This is a genomic window from Asaia sp. A2 (assembly GCF_057319415.1).
Window position 1 is genome coordinate 74,106 of sequence record NZ_JBXWTO010000010.1, and the last position, 17,288, is coordinate 91,393.

Here is a 17,288-nt window from a genome sequence, read left to right on the forward strand (position 1 = left end):
GGTTTCTTATTTGGATATTAGTTGCAGATTTGCCCACACTCTGTTTTGGTAAGCAATATTTTTATCTGGTGTGTGTGAGTTATAGTTCCCTATCCTGCGCCACAAATCATTTGCGTCTGTATTGTCGGCATTGGCTAATTCTCGCCCGAGAATCCATGCCCCAACGCTTACATTAAGACAGCCATCATTCATAAGCCGATCTCTGGTGATTCCTTGAGACGACAATGTGGGGAGCCAGCTTGTATTGATTTGGGCTACGCCCAGGTCTTCAGAACCGTTCTTATTGCGGTGAGCTAATCCGCTCTTCCCCCCCTCCGTCATAAGGACTGCCCGAAAGATGCCCTCCGGTATCCGATTGAGGCGTGCGGCATTGGCGACACACGCTGATAGCTCGCCGCTTAGTTGAGTAAGCGGGCCTTGCGGTAGGAGGGGGGTGTGGGGTGAGTGTCTGACGCCGGACGAACTGCCTGATATAATCCACGCCGCTGCGATGATGTTCCAGCAAGCATTAGTTCGAACCGCATGAATCTCGAAGCCAGCCCGCTCTAGGATAGGCATCCAACCCTCTTGGATACCCATGGGGCCGACACCGCCTTGATGACGTGATGATACTAGCTCCAAGGTTGATCGTGGTACGTGATAAGCGGCTTCGGCAATATGCACACAGGGCGGAAGCACGATTACCACCTTGCCGCAATATAACATTGCCCGTTCTCGTTCGGATATCCTGTTAGGATCACATAATATGATTTGCCAGTCGGAATGATCACGCTTCCCGATTGTGTGGTGCTGTACCCGCTGCCGACATAGCCGCCGCTATCCCACATAACAGTGCCGTCCATGATGATTTGGATACGGAGGTCACTCACTCGCTGTGGGCAGATCACATTCAGTGCAGCAGCCGAAGCCGCGTAATTCGTGAATGGGCCATTCGTCGTATTGAACCCCAGCCACCCGGAAACCCATGATCCATTGTTGAATGTTGCGGTCATTGATGACCATTTGCCGTTGATGCAGGCTAGCGGCTCGCCGCTACCATCATATTTGGCTGCAACTCTTCCATTGGGACCGCACCCATAGCCCGGATTGGCATCCGTAGTGTCATATACGACGCCTTGGGTCGTCTCAATTTGTCCGCCGTATAGGCCAGCAGTTCCACCATTAAATCTATCCTGCAAATAGAGTCTGCCACCAGCCGGGCGCAGCGCTAAATTCTGGCTATCTCCGTAAAGAGCCCCGCTGCCGATAGAGAGACTCTCGCCAGAAGGAAGGACGGCCCCATTCGCGTAAAGCGTGTTGATGTAGTTATTCTGGGAATGAATGTCCGCGGCTGTACCATCCTGATGCTGCACGAAGGCAGCCCCGCCAGTGCGTAATGAAATGTTGCTACCATCACCGTATATACTGTTGCTTCCGACCCACAGGTTGTTACCCGGATTTACTTGTATTTTGTTCGTTCCTATTGTGTTGTTAACCCAGAGGTTATTTCCTACACCAACATTTCTATTGAAACCGGCATCGCCGTTCCAGTTCATCCAAGCTGCTGGCGCTTGCCCGTAATCACCTGCGCCGATTGACCATCGAGCATCAATTTCGCTCGCTGCTACACCGCCGCCCCAACCAGGAAAATGCGAACTGGGATCGATGCCGTTGGTTCCAATGGCGCCATTGAACTGTCCACTGCCTGCATTGCGGACATCGTTGCCGCCCATATTGAGCGTCGTCGCCATGGTCGTGTATTCGGGATGATTGGGGACAGCGTGGCGATAGAGGTAGTCGTTGCTGACGAGGGACCCGTTGTCGTAGGTGGTCAGACCGTAAAGGTGGCCGGGTCCCGGGTTGGGCAGGCCGGAAAGAGAAAGACTCCATGCGCCTCCCGCTCCCTGGGCCATGCTGCTGTTCAGGTTGCCATACATCCCGTTATAGGGAACAAAGCCTCCGTAATGGCCTGTCATCCCGGCAATTCCCGCCTCGGCCTTCGCTGAGAGGCTTGTGCCGCCATTGGAATATACGAGTGCCCTGAGCACGCCGCTCTGGGGCTGCTGAACGACAACCTGCCATTGTTGCCCGTAGCTGTTGCCAAGGCTGAAGCCAGGCGGAAGGTCATTATCGCTGACAAGATCACTCAGCAGGATTGTTTTATAGCTGCCTACCCCAATCGCCGATTGGAGGTCGCCGCTATGCTCCTGGACGTATTTGTTGGCGCCTTGCAGGAGGTCCTGAAAAGTCTCGGCCGTCAGCGCCATGGTTCTCTGGTCGAGATTGTCGCTCACCGTCCCGGCATATCGCGTGGTCATATTGGCCGAGGCGAGGGTCATGAGGAGAAGTCCGAGAAGATTGGATGGCATGTTCGTATCCTCAGTTCCGGTTGAGTGCGATGAAGGACACGGCATCGCGGTCCGGCACTGAAAGGGGTATCGGTCCCATCTGACCGTAAAGCGGTGACACCCATTGTCCGCTACGCGCCCAGCCGAGCGTCGCGTTACCCCCCGACTGTGCGATTGTCGCCTGCAACTGGCTGGATGTCAGTGCGGCGTACACGGCGATCGTGATCGTATTGCCACTCTGGCTCACGACGTTACCCGCACCTGGAAGGGCGATATTCCGCCCCCCGGCAACCGACGGAATAGCAACGGCCACCGAGCTACCGCTGATGCCATTTTGTTGCACGGCATCAACCACCGCCGCCTGATATGTTAGAAATGCATTTCCATAAGCCTGATCGGATACGGAAGACGTCATCGGTCCGGCAGGAGGGCGCAGACCATCCTCCACGCCAAGCGCATCCAGCAGAATAAGCAGACCGAAGACGAGAAAGATGACCGGCATTGTCGCCTGCGTTCCCTGTTACTGAGAGAATTCGAAAGCGACGGTGTTCTGATCGGTCGCCCCGCAGGCCTGGGCGATGCCGGCCGTGTCCGTGGGCGCGAGCTGCTGGCCGTTAACGGTCACGGAGATGGTCTTTTTCCCACGTGCGAAAGGCGCGCAGAATGAGGCTGGAACATTGGTCGCAAGTTCGGTGAAGGTGTTCGTGGTTCCACTCAGGGTCAGCGTGCTGTTCGGCCAGGGCAGCGTGATATTGCTGGTACCGCTCTGCGCGAAGTCGCTCGCACCAGCCTTGATGGCAACCTGATTGCTCAGATCGGAAAAATCGGTTGCACCGACGCCGACATAATACTGCCGAACGTCTGCGGCGATCACCGAGACTTCGTGACTGGCTGAGCTCAGATTATCGTTCGACGTAACCTTGTAGTACCCGACGCCGACCGCGACGATCGCCAGAAGGGATACGATACCTGTCAATATCCACGAGAGCATATTGCTATTGCCCATAGGTGTTCTCCATTAGGGTTAGATAATTCGAGGGTGAATGACTGGAAGCCGGTCTTGTATGCTGCCCGTCGGGCACGAGCGGAGGCGGGCAGGCTGCCACCCGGGATCAAGACGACGCGGCCAGGCATAGCGCGGGGGCGTCATCCTCCGGTCACTCCGGCCGAAATCTGACTGCCGAGATTTGTCGAGCCCACAACGAAGAGAAGAATAATGCCCTCAACCGAAGCCTGTGCGAGAAAGCCCAAAAGCTTGGCCTGGACCTCGATCTGCTTCTCCATACGGATCGCCCAGGCATCGAGACCTTCGCGGAGCCGTTTCGACCCGTCCGGCGTATTCCAGACCGCTCTGATCTCACTGATCAGGGCGGGAGATGGGAAATTGTATCCTGTCTGAACCAGGGCCTCGGGAAGCAGGCTTCCCTTGTCCGTCTTGCCGGTCATAAGTGGGAGCAAAGCCTCGAGGCGGCTGCGTAGCCAAGGGGTCGCGTGGTCGATCTGACGGCGCAACGCCTCTGTTTCCGACATATTCGCGTCGACGAGCGCCATGAAACTGATGAGCCAGGCATATCCCGTGAGATCGCGGTAGATCGACCAGGGCGGCATGGTTTCGAGCCATAGACGGAACTGCCCCGTGTAGCGCGGGAGGCTTTTTACGACCGCGAAAACCAGCAGGGCAGCGACTAGAGGGAGGCTCAGCCCCCATCCCGAGGCGGCAAAGGCTGCGGAATGGAAGGTGAAGGCTGTCAGCCCTGAAATTTCGGTTCCGGCAGGGAGAGAGTGCTCGATCTTGGGTACGATGCTCGCGCCCAGATAATAGAGGAAGAGATAGGCCAGAACGAGATTACCCGCAGGTTGCATCAGAGCCGCGCGCACCAGGGAGAGCATGCGATCGATACGTGAGGCGACATCGCGCACCAGATCGAGCGCCAGCCCCAAACGGCTCGATTGCTCGCCCGACGCGATCGTCATGATCTCGTTTGCCGGCGCATAGGGTGCCATGGCCTGGCTGAAGGTGCGACCGTGACGACGCATATCGTCCGCGATCATACGTCCGACACGCGCTGTACCGCGTTGACGCAGACGCTCCCATTCCTCGATCTGCATGTCGAGGATATCCGCCGCACTTCTGGTACCGTGCAGACGTGCGGCGATCATCGCGTAGATGGTGTCGCGCCTCGACCAGCGCATATGCCAACTATCGGGAATACGCGGGGGCCACCACGATTGTGCGGAAGCGCCGGTGCGCCCTTCAGAGATGAGTTCGATGCTCATTCCGCGAAATCTCCATCGTAGACATGTTGCGGCGATGCAGGAAAAGCGCCGACAATCTGACGGACGTCCCTGAGATCGAATTCGCCTTTGAATGCGCGCTCGAGCGCAGTCACGATCATCGGTCGATCGGCATCAGGTCGCTGCCGGTAGCGCGTTTTTGCCCTCTCGACACCGAGCTCGACAAAATCCCGGTTCAGTTGCGCGTCGACAACCACGACCTCCGCAACCGCGCGCCGACCGATACGCCCGGCGCGACAATGCGAACATCCGGGGCCCGTCTGGCGCAATGTCGACAGATCGCCCCACGCGCCGAGAACGTCCCGATCCCTTTCATCGATACGGCCATCTTCGGCGTTCCACGGTACGGAGCAGTGCGGGCAAAGCACGGGCAGGAGGCGCTGCGCGATGACGCCGCGTACGAAATCCTTCTCGACCACGGATTTGATCGAGAATTCCTGCGCGTCGAAGGATTCGAAACGGGCCATGTAGCCGAAAGGATTGCCGACATGCATCGTCGACATGACGAAATGCCCGGTCAGAGCCGCCTGGACCGCGATACGCGCGACACGCATATTCTGGATTTCCTGCACGACGATATCGTCAGGGTCGGAGCGCAGGACGGCCGCCATGATAACGTCGAACGTGTCCTCGGTGGCGGCGAGCTGCTTGGCCCAGGGCATGGGAATCTCGACGGGGCGCTCGATCGTAATCAGGCTCCGTCCCGGATCGACCTGCGCCTTGCGCTTGCAGCACTCATAGAGCGTCGTTGTCTTGCCGCTTCCGGTGGGCCCTGTATTGAGCAGCACGCCGCTTGGTGAGGCCAGAATATAGAAGATCCTGGCGATCTGTGTCGCTGACAGACCCATTTCCCCGAGTTTCACAGGTTCTGCAGGCGCGCGCGGCGTCCTGAGTGCTACATGCGACGCTGGCTGGGCTGCCTGCCGGAGGGCTTTGGCAGCCTGTAGTCGCAGCACGGCAAAGTTGCCGCCGCGCTGGACCGGCGCGCAGGGGCCGCGCACGATACGGATATTGGCGAGCCCGGTGCCGTCCAGAACGTTGCCCTCGACCTGGGCGTCCTGGAAGTCGGCGAAATTGAATTGTCCCTGCGACCTGTCCGTCGCAATGCCCTGACAGAGCGCAATGACCAGACTATCCGCTTCGGCGGGCGTCACTTCCCAAGCATCGGCCAAAGAACCGTCGATGCGAAACTGGATGCGGGCCGCGTCCTCGAGTCGATGGATATGCAGGTCGCTGGCGTTGAACGAGGCCGCTTCGCGGATATGATTGAGCATACGGTCAAAGGAAGCAACGTTGTGCTGCATGGGCATGATGCTTCTGATCTGCCCGGTCTGGCTTTCGCGACGCATGTGTACGACATCGGTGAGAGCGGTCGGTACGGGTCGCAGAAAGACCGGCGGCGTTTCCACCTCGTGCAGATTGGCGATCCATTCCCTGAACGCGGGGCGCTCGAGGGTTTCTCTGGGGCCAAAAACCAGGCGCTGTTCCCAATCCACATGGATTTCGTCCTTGAGGCTGGCGGGAAGGCTCCGTGGGGACTGCGCCGCTGTTCCGGCCCCGTTTTTTCCGCGCGACAGGACAGATCTCAGCGATGTGGGGATAAGGCGGGCCTGAGCCTTTTGCGCCAGCTGGCGGGATTTAGCGCGCATGGAGATCTCCTGAAATTCGGTATCCGTTTGCCGTCGATTCAACCGCGCGCAGGCGCAGGCCGCTGACACGATCCCAGTCGACGTGAGCCGGCGCGGTGCGCAGATCCATTTCGAAGGGGCGCCAGTCGAGATCGGCAGCCATTGCCGCACTGGTGACGCGGGCGGTCCCTGCAACAGGGAGCGGCTTGATCTTCATCTGCACCGTACCGCCATAGAACTGCGTGATCCCTCTGAGCTGGAGATCGGCATCTGCTCGGGGCGGTTGTGCATGCTCGCCTCGCCCAGGGAGTGGAGGCATGGTCGAAACGACCTGGATCTCCTCGCCGTTCTTGGTCACGATCCCGTCCGGGTGCTGCCAGAGCGTTGCGTAGGCCGTGCGTGTAAACCGCAGGATTGCCCTGCCGTCTGCGCATTTCCAGCCATCCTCGACCCATCCGAACTGAACGGGTCTGATCCGGTTGACGGCGGCGGTACATGCCGCGAGCCACACGGCCGGGTAGGGCGTATTCGGAAGGGCATCCGCACGCGCCTGGGCGAAACGGTCCTGCTGTGCCTGCCAGTTGCGGGTGGCATCTCCCTCGCGGAGATGGCGCTGATGGATTGTCCAGGCCTCCCATCCGGTCGAAAGCGCGGCCACGGCCATGGCCGCCTTGAGGATCTGCGCTTTCCAGCGATGTGGTGTGATCGAACGGCAGGAAATGGCATAAGGGACAGGGCTGCGCAGAAGAGCTACGAGATCGTCTTCGGTGAGGTCGACTGTCCGGAAGCTTTCGTCGAGACCAAAGCTCGGGAGCCTCTCTGCAAGTGCCTCGGGTGTCAGGACCAGATCCGTGCCAGGCCGGATGCTGCCGTCCTTGTCTATAATGAGAAACCAGAACGCATTCTCGTTGAGCGCGCAGGATATGCAGGCAGCGGTATCGAACGCGGCCGCGACGGTTGGGGCGAGAAAGCGCAGCTCGCTGAACTTGACCGCGAGTGCCGGGCGGAAAAATCCGTATTCATGAATGCCACGCCGCTCGAAGCACGCCATGTGCGTTGCCCCATGGCGCGATTGGCCATTACGGATAATGCTTGCCTTCTCAGCCTGGCCGTAACTGTGACGCCATGTCAGACCCGCAAGCCAATAGGCATCGTCGATATGCAGCGCTGTGGTCATGGCGTGCCTCCCCAGCGTGGAAAGCCGGGCATGCCCTGCGGTGCTGCAGGTGTCGATGTGGCCGTGCCGGTATCTGCGTCCGAGACGGAGGGGAGGGCCTTCTCGCCTTCGGGTGTCGTTGCGATGACGTCCTCATCCGTGATCTTGCGTATGACGATGTTGCCAGGAAGACGCGTGCCGGGTGTCGCAACGACCGACGACCCGTCAGCCATGCGCAGATAGGCGTGATTGCCGCCAATGCCCCCTGCGATCGCTTCGACCTGAGGCAGGGCCAGAGCAGGCGCAGGATGAGGCTTTGTCTCAGGCTCCGCCCGAGATTGTGGAGGCGGCGAAGGGGGCATCATCGCATTGGGGAACATGGCATTGGCCGGCATCATCGAGGCCGTCGCCGAGGGGGACGGGCTTTTCTCCGGATGCTCGGCCTTGAAGATGTCCGCTCGCGAGCGCGCGATATCGCTCTGTTTGTGGGTGATATCGGCCAGCTGGGAGAGCAGACGCAGGCAGTTCAGATTGCGGTCGAAACGCGCAGCGAGTTCATCCGCTCCGGGCGTGGCTGGAATGCCCGCGCATTCGCCGGGAAGAGACTGTGCGTGGCACGGGCCAGCCAAGAGCAGGAGGATCAGACCGGGAGCCGCTACCCGTAGCCGGGCAAGACGGGGAGGAAGGAATTTCAGCATCAGAGAGTCCTCGCCCTGACGGTAATGAAGATCATCTGCTTCTGCGTCTGCGCGTCACCCCCGCCACCGAGGAGGAAGTTGTCGGCAGTGCCCACGCCGTTTTTGGTCTTCTGGCCCTGGTTGTCGATGTAGCCGGACAGCACCAGGATATTGCCCGATTCAAGCGTTGCCTCGCTTTCGAAGACGCTGCTCGCCGTCTGGGGCTGCTGCAGATAGGTATTGTTCTTGTTGACGTCTTTCAGTCCGAGCAGGGTCTGAAGGTTCAGAGATACATGGAGCATGATACGGTTATCGACGACGCGGGGCGTGATGTCCCCGGTGATGCCTGCCGAAGTGACACATTGCTGCAGGCTGCTCGATGATCCCGCATTTGTGGCGAGCACCGTGTTCGAATTGCAGACATAGGTCGTGTTCGTACTGACGTTGAACGGTGCTGGATGATTATTGAGGGTGACGGCCGTTCGCTCGTTATGGTCCGCTACCACGCCCAGATGCGCGAGCGCCTGAAGCACGAACTTAGTCCCTTGGAACTGGCCGGTGGCGCCTGTCGCAGTGTCAAGGATCGATCCGCCGAGGTTAAACGGCACATCGGTGGTCTGCGGCTGGACCAAGGAAACAGGAGTCGTTCCTATGCCCCAGAACTTCGCTGCATCTTTGGCTCCCAGTTCAGGTTGCCAGCCGTAGTTCTGCTCATTAGTCACCTTGACCTGATAGATACGCAATTCGAGCGACACCTGCTTGAGCATGTCGCGCTGAAGCCCCTCAGCCCAGTCTTTGAGCCGGTCCAGCTGGATCGGGGTGCCTCTGGCAGATAGTCGTCCGAGCGAGGAGTCCGCAATGATCTGGGCGCCCCCGCTGACCATCTGAGCCGTCGCCTGGATATTTTTCCAAGCGTCGTAGCTGGTATTCGAGGAGTAGGAGGTAAATCCCGTGGAGCTTCCAGAGCTGCCGCCAGAGCTTCCGCCCATCCCGCTGCTCATTCCACCCATGCCTCCCGACATGCCCCCCATACCACCACCGGAGTTCTGGCCTGTCCCCGTCATCGCGGTCACACCGCCACTCGTCTCTGTTGGCTTGCCGCCAAAAGCAGGAATGACGAAGGTGCGCGTCTCGGTGCGATAGAAGCGAACGTGATCGTGCTCGAACTTCTGGTAGACGCCAAAACGTGTCGCGAGCGCCTCGAAGAGACCGGCTCTGGTGCCGCTATATGCGAACCAGTCACCGATACCGTGCCAATGTGCGCTGGGGGCCGTTGCCGCGGTATTCTGAAGAAAGTTTGCGGCTGGCGGGGGAGGGAGCGTCATACCCCCGACCTGCAAAGGCGATGAAGAAACAGGTAGCTGCGTATGGGTGTCAGGCTGGGTGTTATCGAGGTCGTCATCCAGGGTGACGGCCACGCCGGTGTCCCGGCCAGCCATAAGGACCGCATCACGCAGCGCGATCGGGCGCTTGACGGTTAGACGCGCCGGGACTTTCAGGATCGCAGGGATCTGGGTCTGAGCCGGGATAAGATCGCCAAGGAGCCAGGGACGATCGATATGCTCGACAACGGGCGCATCGGGCATTTTTGCCTCGCTGATCGCTTTTTCGTTGTCCCTTTGCATCTTGTTTACGTCCTGGAAATCGCCGCAGGACGAAAGCATGAGCAGCCCGGTCAGGGTCAGCACTCTCCTGTTCATTGTGGCAGCTGCTCCCCACCGGGCGTCGTGACGACTGCGGTGTGATTGGGGTCATAGAAATGCACGCGAACGGAGCGCCCGTCCTTGACGATGTCAGTGACGATTTCTGAAAGCACCGTTGTATAGTCTCCGGTAAAACTGGCTGTTGCGGGTACGAGCCAGTTGAGGCGCTCGGGCCAGACGATCGTCCAACCGGCACGATCGGCCCATGCCTGCATCTGATCGCGAATTGGCTGACCGCCCACGAGGGTCCAGTTTTGCACCGGGATGACCGGAGCAGAGGCAGCCACAACGGGGGGTGCCGCGGCAGGAAGCGTGGTGAGTTGCGTTGCGGCTGCTCCAGGCGGGACAGCGGAAACAGGCGCAGCGTAAGGTGCCGGCGATCCCGCAACGCTCGAAGCCCCTACGCTTGCCTTGTTCGTCCAGACCTGCCCGACGCTTTCCGGCGTTAGAGGCAAAGGCCCTTTCGCCTGGGCGAGCATCTGGTGGGTCAGGCGCGCGTCGTCAGGAATACGAAGGGTAAGTGCCTGCGACGGCCTCACGCTGCAGCTGCCGACTGAAACGAGAACCTGATCTGCATCGTGGGTGTAAAGGCAGGTCGCGCTTGCCTGATCCACATAGAGGGCCAGCTGGACATAGCCGTCGACCGGTGCAATGCGATAACGCACAGCATGCGCCATGGCGTAGGATGTCCCATCGGTCCAGACGGCAAAGCCGCGTTCACGCAGACTGTCATTGAGCAATTGGCCGATATGCATCGGGTCCGTGTCGCCTACCGGGGCAACCAACAGCGTGGAGCGCGTCGGCGCGAGGCTGGCCGCAAGGATGTCGGCGATCGTGACAGTCAGTTTCGAGGCATCGCGGAAGGGGATGCCAGGAGCAACCTGAGAGGCTGTTTCCAAAGGCGTTTCGGCGCAACCGGCAATCCCGATAGCGATGAGGGCGCATGCCGCGGCGAAGGAGAGAGTACCGCGCATCTCAGTGCTTTCCGTCATGTCTGATATGGAGGGTGGAGCGTGTGGCGCCGGGCCCTGCGCTCAGCATGAAATCCGTAAGAACGTCTTCGACAACCAGGGTGTCGGCGACGAAGTGCTGTAGACGCGGTGTGGCGCGCTGGGGCGCGATGACGCTCAGATCGGGATTGTTCACAACACCATGCGGCGGAAACTCGATCCAGGTCTTGCCGTGCTCGCTATAGACGCGAAGCGGCTTCCACGGGACATCCGGCCCCTCAATGGTGAACCCGAAGTCAGGCGCCCCCGTTTGTTGAAGGGCGGGACCTGTTGTGGGTGGCGCAATTTCGGGCTGTGAGACCGGATCGGTCTTGCCATAGACGAAGCGCACACGAGGCATGGAAGGGGCTGAAGGATCTAAAAGCCAGATATAGGTGCGCCGATCCGTAGAGACCCGTAATGTCGTCACCTGTGTATTGCTACTCGCCGACAGCGCGATAGCAGGTGCTGCATGCACGCCATGAGCCCCTGCTATCAGATGGGCCTGCCAGCCCGACGTAGGACTGAGCACGATGTTGTCGTCGGTGCCCTTTTCGCCCCGCTCGAGCCAGATCAGACAAACCGCCCCTGAAGCACATCCCAGGCGCGGTGTACCGTCCGCATACCCGAACCAGGTTACGCCGCCCTTACCGGATATCGGCACTGAAAACCGGGTTGCTGCGCTCAGTGTTGATGCGGAAGGCGCCGTGCTCTCGCGCCATGCTGGCGTCGGAGCCGCCTGTGGCTGGCTCGTAACGGGATGCAATGGCAAAGCGGCGGCGAGCTGGAGCGCCACCGTATTGCGTGCAGGTGTTGGCAACCGTCCATTGAAGTCGACGAGGAAGTTGCGCGTCTGATCCAGCGCGCGATCCAACTGCTCTTCCGGATTAGCCATGCCGGGCACGCGTACCGTGACCGGATCGTCGGGCGATCCGGCGCATCCGGCAAGCAGCGTAAGGCTGATGAAAAGGAGAGACGTGGATTTCATACCCTGAGCGTCAGGGAAGGCGATCCAGAGAGCGAGCGATTAAATCGTCTTTCGTCGCTTTTTTTTTATTTTATTTGTCGCTGCGGCAAGACCTCGACTCCAGGTCGATCAAGACGGGGTGCGCATCGGTTTAGCGTAATCGGTTGTGCCGTCGTCGGAAGTCCCTGAAGAGCGCAGTCAGGAATGCGTAGGCCTTCCTAAAAAATATTGCGTTGCCACGAAAGGGATGGTCGTCAATAGGCTGCGCATTGAGCGCTGCTTCGAGCGCGATTATTTGCAATGTGAGGCTTTTTATCTCCTCACTCAACAAGTCGATTTTTGTTTCGACGCGCTGCAGACCCTGACGGGTTTCCTCCCCAAACTTATCCGCATCCATGGGCATTCTCCCCTTCCCACGTTTCGATCCGTAGCTGTCAGGAGATAGACAGATCAGTGTGATTCGGGAAGTTTCGGCGCGACGAACGTAGAGCAGCGGAGCGATCGCTCCGCACGTTGGATCAATGCGTCAGAGGCAATGTCTCTGTGCGCCCTACGCGTCGCTGCTCCCGCGAAGAACGGCGGCGATCCCGGTGCAATCCCTGATTTCATGCGCAAGGGCGACGACTGCGCCGATATTCGTGCCTTCTTCGTCGAAGGTCGCATTCCCCGTGGCGTTCTTGCGGCGGTCGATTTCGGGCACGGCCGTTCCCTTGGGAAAGACGCGGGCAAGACGGCGTCTCGCCTCGGCGGGGCCAAGGCTCTCATACAGACGCGTGCGCAAGCCGCGATCGACCGGATCGGTGGTGAGCGCCCAGAGCTCGATCGGCCCGAGCTGGTTGATGAGCATTTGCTCGTACCAGATGTTATTGACCTTGATCTGCAGCAGAAAGGGTGCGCCCGAGCCGTCTTTCGCCGGACCGTTGAGCCGGTTCCTCACGATGTCGCGCGATGCAGTCGTCAGGCCGAAGAGATCGCCGATGCGATCCGCCTGTTTCTGACTTGCAGCGCCAAAAATGAAGCGTCCGGTCGAATTTTCGGTCAGGAACGAACCAAAGTCTTCGGGGGCCTGGCTGGCTATCCCAAGGCTAAGACGGTATTTCGCAGATTCACGCGCCACGAACTGCACCATATTGCGGACATTTTCGCTCTGACCCGTGCGATGATACTCATCTGCATCGAGGCGCTTATAGGTTTCGCGGTATTCGGTGAAGCGTGCCCGATGGTATTCACGCACAAGATCGGGCATGCCGAGCGCGTCCTGGGGATCGGTGGTCAGCTTGCGCGAGACCATGAAAAAGCCGAGCAGATACATCATCTCGGTCTGTCTGACGGCGCCATCCGTCTGATCCTTGGGGCAGATGCGCTCGACATCGAGGGCGACGATACGCGCATCCCCCAGATCGAGCCGGGTACAGACGCCGATCGTCGGGAATTTGCGCTCGAAATGCCCGATATAATCGCAAAAGATGTCGGTGATGTTTTCCTGGGCGCCGGTCGGACGGACCCTTGCAAACTTGGTCTTGATCCTCTGGTCGTCTGCTGCTGCAACCAGATCGTGCATCTCGGGAGAAGCCTGGCGCTGGGCAAACCCGGCAAGCCGCCATTCGCGCGCGGCACATAACGCATCCACGATCTCGAGCCACAGCGTCTTCTCGTTAAGCGCGATTTCCCTGTCGCCTGTGTTCAGGCATGGCTCTCCTCTCGCATCCGAGACCGTATGTGCCTCGACCCAGCGATCGATCGTCACATCGATGCCGTCGCGATAGACTTTGGCGCGGGTCGCGCTGGGATTGTCGGAGACGATGTCATAGACGACATCGATAATGGCCTCGATCAGATGATCCATACGATCGTAGGGTTTGGCCCCCTCGCCGACCGGCAGGCAGATCAGGCTGAGAAAGTTCGAGAGGAACGTCCTGTGCGCGAGCAGCGGCGCACGGCAGCCTACTTCCAGATCGAAGATATTGAACGCGTTCTCGGGCGAGAAATCCATGCGGTAATAGGCGGCAAGGTGCTGTCGGTCGAAAGGCAGGGCAGCCTTGACCATATCGATGAAACCCGAGACGCTTTCGCCGATATCGAGTTTGGCGATGAGGGGAAAGCGATAGCCGTCATTGGTCGCCGAGGCAGCACTGAGCACCGTGCCCAGAAGGATGCGGTTCGCTGCGATCGACTTGCCCGATCGCGAAGGGGCGACGAAAAGATCGAGCGTCGCAGGCCGACCGCTTGCGCCGGGATCGAACGGCATGGCTGCGCCGTCAGGCGCGCGAAACAGAACGGAGCCCTTCTCCCAAGGCAGGCCCGGGCGGGCCCAGGGCATGAGGGATAGCGCGTCATTGAGCGGTGGTGCATGGGATGGCGCGGTCGAGGCTGTGTCCAAACCTGGTACCGCACTGAGCGTGCCAGCAACAGGATCGCCGCACCAGCGCGAGCTCTGGCAGCTCGCCCAGGCATTGAGGCCCTGCTGAAGCCGCGAGACGCGCAGCTGCAGCAGGGAGCGCTCCCCCATTGGTGCGCAGGTTGCAAAATTGCCGCGTAGACGCACGATCGTATCGGTCTTGAACCGACGGATTTCGTTGACCTGCTTATGGGCAACGGTCTTGTGGCGATTGGGCCAGAAATTGAGAAAATCGAGCCCGAACGCCTTGCCGCGCATGAATCCCTCGCCCTCGCCCTCGATCAGGAAAGTCGCACGCCAGGGCACGTCACGAGGGGCCAGTGCGCGCACCAGATCCCCGAACACAATGGGCGCAGCCTCACCCTGTGTCACATCCGGCGCGAGCGTCATGTCGAGCGGTGCCCAGTCCAGTATCCCGAACCGGGCTATGGTGTAGCCATCCGTCTGGGCTTCCATGGGGAAGATCTGCTCGCGCAAAGGCGGCCAGAGCAGATGGTCGATATCTGCAGGGGTGTCGGTATCGGGCATGCGTACAGGCGGCTCGTCAGGCGGCATGACAGCCCGCCATAGATCGTCGCGCGTTTCGGGATACATGATGGACCGGATGGTCTTGAGCGTCTCCTGCGGCGAGAGGATATGAGTCTGCACCCGAATGTCGCTGAAGGCCTGGCTGACCTGCTGGACGAAGGACGCATGACGCGACGCCAGATCGGGATCGGCGAGACCCGGATCCTGCGCCTCCTCCAGCCGGGGCATATCGGCGGCGGTGGATTTCTGTGCGCGTCTTGCGGCTTTTTGTTCCTGTCGGTTGAGCAGGGCCTTCTTGCTCCACACGGCCACCCAGCAATCCTCATAGCGCATGGTCTGCGGAAAAATGCGTAGCCATTCTGTGAATACATCGTCGAAATCGGCGTCGAGACGGGTTGCGATCGCACGCGCTTCCTCGACGCATCGCTCTATCGCGTCTCCGGCCGTCGCAGGGTCCGAGACGAAGTGAAACTGAAGCGCGTGGCCTTTGCCATCCAGCGGGCCTGAGAGCCTGTTACGCAGGATCCTGGCCTTTGCCTCGGTTTCGTGCGCATCGAGCACGACAGCCGATCCCTGGATGCGGATCAGCGACATATAGGCCCCCTCGAAGGTGATGAGGGAGTCTCCATCCGATGTGGCGAGCGCGCAGAAACTGCTGACCGTGCGTTTGCCATAAACGGAGGCCTGGCCGATCATGCGCATGAGTGCGCCGCCCAGGGCCGGACGTGCGAGTGCAGGTCGATCGGTCTGCACAGAGGCTGTTTGCTCGGGCTCTGTCCGGTCGGTCGATGCGGACGGGACCAGCCAGGTGGGCAGCGCGATTTTCATGAGGTCACGCCGCCTGTCGTCGGTTGTGTGAAAAACTCTGTAAAGACGTTCCGGCCGAACGCGTTTTGCCAGACTCCCCTGGGAAGAAAGCGGATCGCGGTCTCAACCTCGAACGTATCGGGGGCGAGAGCCCGCCAGGCCGAGACCAGGTCGCTTGCCGAAACGTCGCCAAGGCGCATCTGGGCGGCGCGATGCGCATCCTGCATCAGATGAGCGAATTGTTCCTTTCCGGGTTCTATCCCAGCGGCTTGGCTTTGCTCGGCAGGCGTCTGCGCGAGACTGGCGCGGCACGTCCGCAGATGCGCACCCATCACCCTGTTCAGAGCGGCCTGACTGATGAAAGGCAGCCAGACCGGCTCCGCCCTTTCATCCAAGCCTTTCAGATCGAAGGAGAGGACGGACGCGCAGGTGATGCATAATGGAGAAGTGTCGAACGCCATTCCCGCGTGCGGGGTGCCGCAACAGGCGCAGGCGGCGCTGGTGTCCTCGGTGCGCTGCCAGGGGGAGGAGGGCATTTTGCGCGCAAGCGCGGGCAGGGGGGCGTGCCAGAAAACAGGGGCGTCGGACGTCAGGGCGCCATCAGGAGCGTTGTGTTCCTGCAGCAACTCCGGGCTCGCCTCGCCGGCCGGGCCGTTATGACGCTTACTGAACAGACCGAACATGGAAATCCTGCTGGCTAAAATCAGATGACAGGGATGTCAGCGCGCCCCGCAATCGGGGCCATACGCGTGTGTCGAAAAGCATCCTGGAGGGGAGTAATCACTCCCCGCCGTGTTATTGGTCCATCTGGATCTGCTGGGCAGAGCCGTTGAACTCGACGCCGTTCGAGGACTGGCTGCGGGTCAGCATGCCGGAGAAGGCGGCAAATGAGAGCAGAATAACCCCACCAGCTATGCTTGACCCGATCGCAAACAGGCTGTGCTGCGAATTACGCCCGCGCATCAGGATGATGAAGTGGATCACGCCCCAAAGAATAGCGCCCAGCCCGCCAACCACGCAGATGAAGGCGATCAGGTAGCGGAAGGCGGTAAGGGCTCGTTGCACCCAGCTCTGCATCCAGGTGTCGATTGTCTGTGCGTGCGCCGGAGAGGCAAGGACAACGCAAGCGACGAGCAGTAGCGAAAGAACCGCGCTGTGGCGGCGCATAAGCGAAAAGCCACGGGCGAAGGTGGGATGGTGGAGGAAAAAACTCATCGGGACTGTCCTGTCGGGGAGTGGTTGCGGAATTGGAAGGAGAGGGATGGGAGAGGCGTTTTCAGCCAAGGCCTACTTTTTTGAGCAGGTAAGGGATGAGGAAGTCCGAATGCATGACGAAGAGGGATCCCGCGGTCTGGATAAAACAGCCTGCAGCTGACGCGCGGGAATGGCCGCTCACTTTGGCTTTGATCTTCATCAGGGACATGTAGAGAAAGAGCATGCCGTAGACCCAGAAATACGCCTTGAGCGGCGCGAGAAAGCTCTGGATCAGCGCCGCCAGCGTTTTGGTCGGCAAATTCGTCAGATCCACATCGCCCGCACGCAGCTGCGTGGGCGCCCCGACCGAGACGACCATATCCGATCCCACGCTCGCATTGAGTACGTTGGTGAAATTCGCGAAGGTGAGAAGTGTCGCGCTGACAAGCGCGACGCCGAGGATCTGCGGTAAACCTGGCCCCTCGCCGTGTCTCGCACGCGAGCGCATCATGGCCATGTACAGGGCGGCCAGCAGACCGCTCAGACCCGAGACGACGCAGAGGAACGCTAGGAGGATTGCGCCCGCGCTCGACAGTTCGTCTACCAGCGTAAACATGGC

General features: G+C 60.0%; 16 protein-coding genes. All 16 read right to left on the reverse strand.

Going from position 1 to position 17,288, the window contains the following annotated elements:
• Positions 1-6: 6 nt before the first annotated feature.
• Positions 7-705 carry a transglycosylase SLT domain-containing protein gene (locus ACWNRM_RS10160; RefSeq protein ID WP_485172206.1) on the reverse strand — a complete coding sequence of 233 codons (699 nt, stop codon included), beginning with the start codon at positions 703-705 and terminating at the stop codon, positions 7-9.
• Positions 681-2,348 (reverse strand): shufflon system plasmid conjugative transfer pilus tip adhesin PilV, encoded by a 1,668-nt coding sequence (pilV, locus tag ACWNRM_RS10165; RefSeq protein WP_485172207.1) that lies wholly within the window; start codon positions 2,346-2,348, stop codon positions 681-683. Before pilV ends, ACWNRM_RS10160 begins: the two co-directional genes overlap by 25 nt.
• 10 nt (positions 2,349-2,358) lie before the next feature.
• A complete protein-coding gene (locus ACWNRM_RS10170) occupies positions 2,359-2,829 on the reverse strand; it encodes a hypothetical protein (RefSeq protein WP_485170646.1) in 471 nt (156 codons plus the stop codon).
• Between the two features lie 18 nt (positions 2,830-2,847).
• A complete protein-coding gene (locus ACWNRM_RS10175) occupies positions 2,848-3,333 on the reverse strand; it encodes a type 4 pilus major pilin (protein WP_485170645.1) in 486 nt (161 codons plus the stop codon).
• A gap of 140 nt (positions 3,334-3,473) precedes the next feature.
• Positions 3,474-4,604, reverse strand: a complete 1,131-nt coding sequence (locus ACWNRM_RS10180; protein ID WP_485170644.1) for a hypothetical protein — start codon at positions 4,602-4,604, stop codon at positions 3,474-3,476.
• Positions 4,601-6,271 (reverse strand): GspE/PulE family protein, encoded by a 1,671-nt coding sequence (locus ACWNRM_RS10185; RefSeq protein WP_485170643.1) that lies wholly within the window; start codon positions 6,269-6,271, stop codon positions 4,601-4,603. Before ACWNRM_RS10185 ends, ACWNRM_RS10180 begins: the two co-directional genes overlap by 4 nt.
• The gene (pilO2, locus tag ACWNRM_RS10190; RefSeq protein WP_485170642.1) at positions 6,261-7,427 is read right to left on the reverse strand and encodes a type 4b pilus protein PilO2; all 1,167 of its coding nucleotides are present in this window, start codon (positions 7,425-7,427) and stop codon (positions 6,261-6,263) included. Before pilO2 ends, ACWNRM_RS10185 begins: the two co-directional genes overlap by 11 nt.
• Positions 7,424-8,104: a type IV pilus biogenesis protein PilP gene (pilP, locus tag ACWNRM_RS10195; protein WP_485170641.1), complete on the reverse strand. Its 681-nt coding sequence runs from the start codon at positions 8,102-8,104 to the stop codon at positions 7,424-7,426. Before pilP ends, pilO2 begins: the two co-directional genes overlap by 4 nt.
• Positions 8,104-9,783, reverse strand: coding sequence for a pilus assembly protein PilN (locus ACWNRM_RS10200; protein WP_485170640.1), 1,680 nt, complete (start codon positions 9,781-9,783; stop codon positions 8,104-8,106). Before ACWNRM_RS10200 ends, pilP begins: the two co-directional genes overlap by 1 nt.
• Positions 9,780-10,760 carry a toxin co-regulated pilus biosynthesis Q family protein gene (locus ACWNRM_RS10205; RefSeq protein ID WP_485170639.1) on the reverse strand — a complete coding sequence of 327 codons (981 nt, stop codon included), beginning with the start codon at positions 10,758-10,760 and terminating at the stop codon, positions 9,780-9,782. The genes ACWNRM_RS10200 and ACWNRM_RS10205 overlap by 4 nt, the downstream gene beginning before the upstream one ends.
• Before the next feature lies 1 nt (position 10,761).
• Positions 10,762-11,763 carry a TrbG/VirB9 family P-type conjugative transfer protein gene (locus tag ACWNRM_RS10210; RefSeq protein ID WP_485170638.1) on the reverse strand — a complete coding sequence of 334 codons (1,002 nt, stop codon included), beginning with the start codon at positions 11,761-11,763 and terminating at the stop codon, positions 10,762-10,764.
• Between the two features lie 130 nt (positions 11,764-11,893).
• Positions 11,894-12,139 carry a hypothetical protein gene (locus ACWNRM_RS10215; protein ID WP_485170637.1) on the reverse strand — a complete coding sequence of 82 codons (246 nt, stop codon included), beginning with the start codon at positions 12,137-12,139 and terminating at the stop codon, positions 11,894-11,896.
• Between the two features lie 153 nt (positions 12,140-12,292).
• The gene (locus tag ACWNRM_RS10220; RefSeq protein ID WP_485170636.1) at positions 12,293-15,496 is read right to left on the reverse strand and encodes a type IV secretion protein DotO; all 3,204 of its coding nucleotides are present in this window, start codon (positions 15,494-15,496) and stop codon (positions 12,293-12,295) included.
• Positions 15,493-16,158 carry a hypothetical protein gene (locus ACWNRM_RS10225; RefSeq protein ID WP_485170635.1) on the reverse strand — a complete coding sequence of 222 codons (666 nt, stop codon included), beginning with the start codon at positions 16,156-16,158 and terminating at the stop codon, positions 15,493-15,495. Before ACWNRM_RS10225 ends, ACWNRM_RS10220 begins: the two co-directional genes overlap by 4 nt.
• 112 nt (positions 16,159-16,270) lie before the next feature.
• On the reverse strand, positions 16,271-16,690 hold the full coding sequence (locus ACWNRM_RS10230) for a hypothetical protein (RefSeq protein WP_485170634.1): 420 nt from the start codon (positions 16,688-16,690) through the stop codon (positions 16,271-16,273).
• Between the two features lie 61 nt (positions 16,691-16,751).
• Positions 16,752-17,285 carry a hypothetical protein gene (locus ACWNRM_RS10235; RefSeq protein ID WP_485170633.1) on the reverse strand — a complete coding sequence of 178 codons (534 nt, stop codon included), beginning with the start codon at positions 17,283-17,285 and terminating at the stop codon, positions 16,752-16,754.
• Positions 17,286-17,288 lie beyond the last annotated feature (3 nt).

Bases quoted from the DNA above. Each gene is read 5' to 3' on its own strand.
- ACWNRM_RS10160 (WP_485172206.1), bottom strand. From the start codon at position 705: ATGTTATATTGCGGCAAGGTGGTAATCGTGCTTCCGCCCTGTGTGCAT.
- pilV (WP_485172207.1), bottom strand. From the start codon at position 2,348: ATGCCATCCAATCTTCTCGGACTTCTCCTCATGACCCTCGCCTCGGCC.
- ACWNRM_RS10170 (WP_485170646.1), bottom strand. From the start codon at position 2,829: ATGCCGGTCATCTTTCTCGTCTTCGGTCTGCTTATTCTGCTGGATGCG.
- ACWNRM_RS10175 (WP_485170645.1), bottom strand. From the start codon at position 3,333: ATGGGCAATAGCAATATGCTCTCGTGGATATTGACAGGTATCGTATCC.
- ACWNRM_RS10180 (WP_485170644.1), bottom strand. From the start codon at position 4,604: ATGAGCATCGAACTCATCTCTGAAGGGCGCACCGGCGCTTCCGCACAA.
- ACWNRM_RS10185 (WP_485170643.1), bottom strand. From the start codon at position 6,271: ATGCGCGCTAAATCCCGCCAGCTGGCGCAAAAGGCTCAGGCCCGCCTT.
- pilO2 (WP_485170642.1), bottom strand. From the start codon at position 7,427: ATGACCACAGCGCTGCATATCGACGATGCCTATTGGCTTGCGGGTCTG.
- pilP (WP_485170641.1), bottom strand. From the start codon at position 8,104: ATGCTGAAATTCCTTCCTCCCCGTCTTGCCCGGCTACGGGTAGCGGCT.
- ACWNRM_RS10200 (WP_485170640.1), bottom strand. From the start codon at position 9,783: ATGAACAGGAGAGTGCTGACCCTGACCGGGCTGCTCATGCTTTCGTCC.
- ACWNRM_RS10205 (WP_485170639.1), bottom strand. From the start codon at position 10,760: ATGCGCGGTACTCTCTCCTTCGCCGCGGCATGCGCCCTCATCGCTATC.
- ACWNRM_RS10210 (WP_485170638.1), bottom strand. From the start codon at position 11,763: ATGAAATCCACGTCTCTCCTTTTCATCAGCCTTACGCTGCTTGCCGGA.
- ACWNRM_RS10215 (WP_485170637.1), bottom strand. From the start codon at position 12,139: ATGGATGCGGATAAGTTTGGGGAGGAAACCCGTCAGGGTCTGCAGCGC.
- ACWNRM_RS10220 (WP_485170636.1), bottom strand. From the start codon at position 15,496: ATGAAAATCGCGCTGCCCACCTGGCTGGTCCCGTCCGCATCGACCGAC.
- ACWNRM_RS10225 (WP_485170635.1), bottom strand. From the start codon at position 16,158: ATGTTCGGTCTGTTCAGTAAGCGTCATAACGGCCCGGCCGGCGAGGCG.
- ACWNRM_RS10230 (WP_485170634.1), bottom strand. From the start codon at position 16,690: ATGAGTTTTTTCCTCCACCATCCCACCTTCGCCCGTGGCTTTTCGCTT.
- ACWNRM_RS10235 (WP_485170633.1), bottom strand. From the start codon at position 17,285: ATGTTTACGCTGGTAGACGAACTGTCGAGCGCGGGCGCAATCCTCCTA.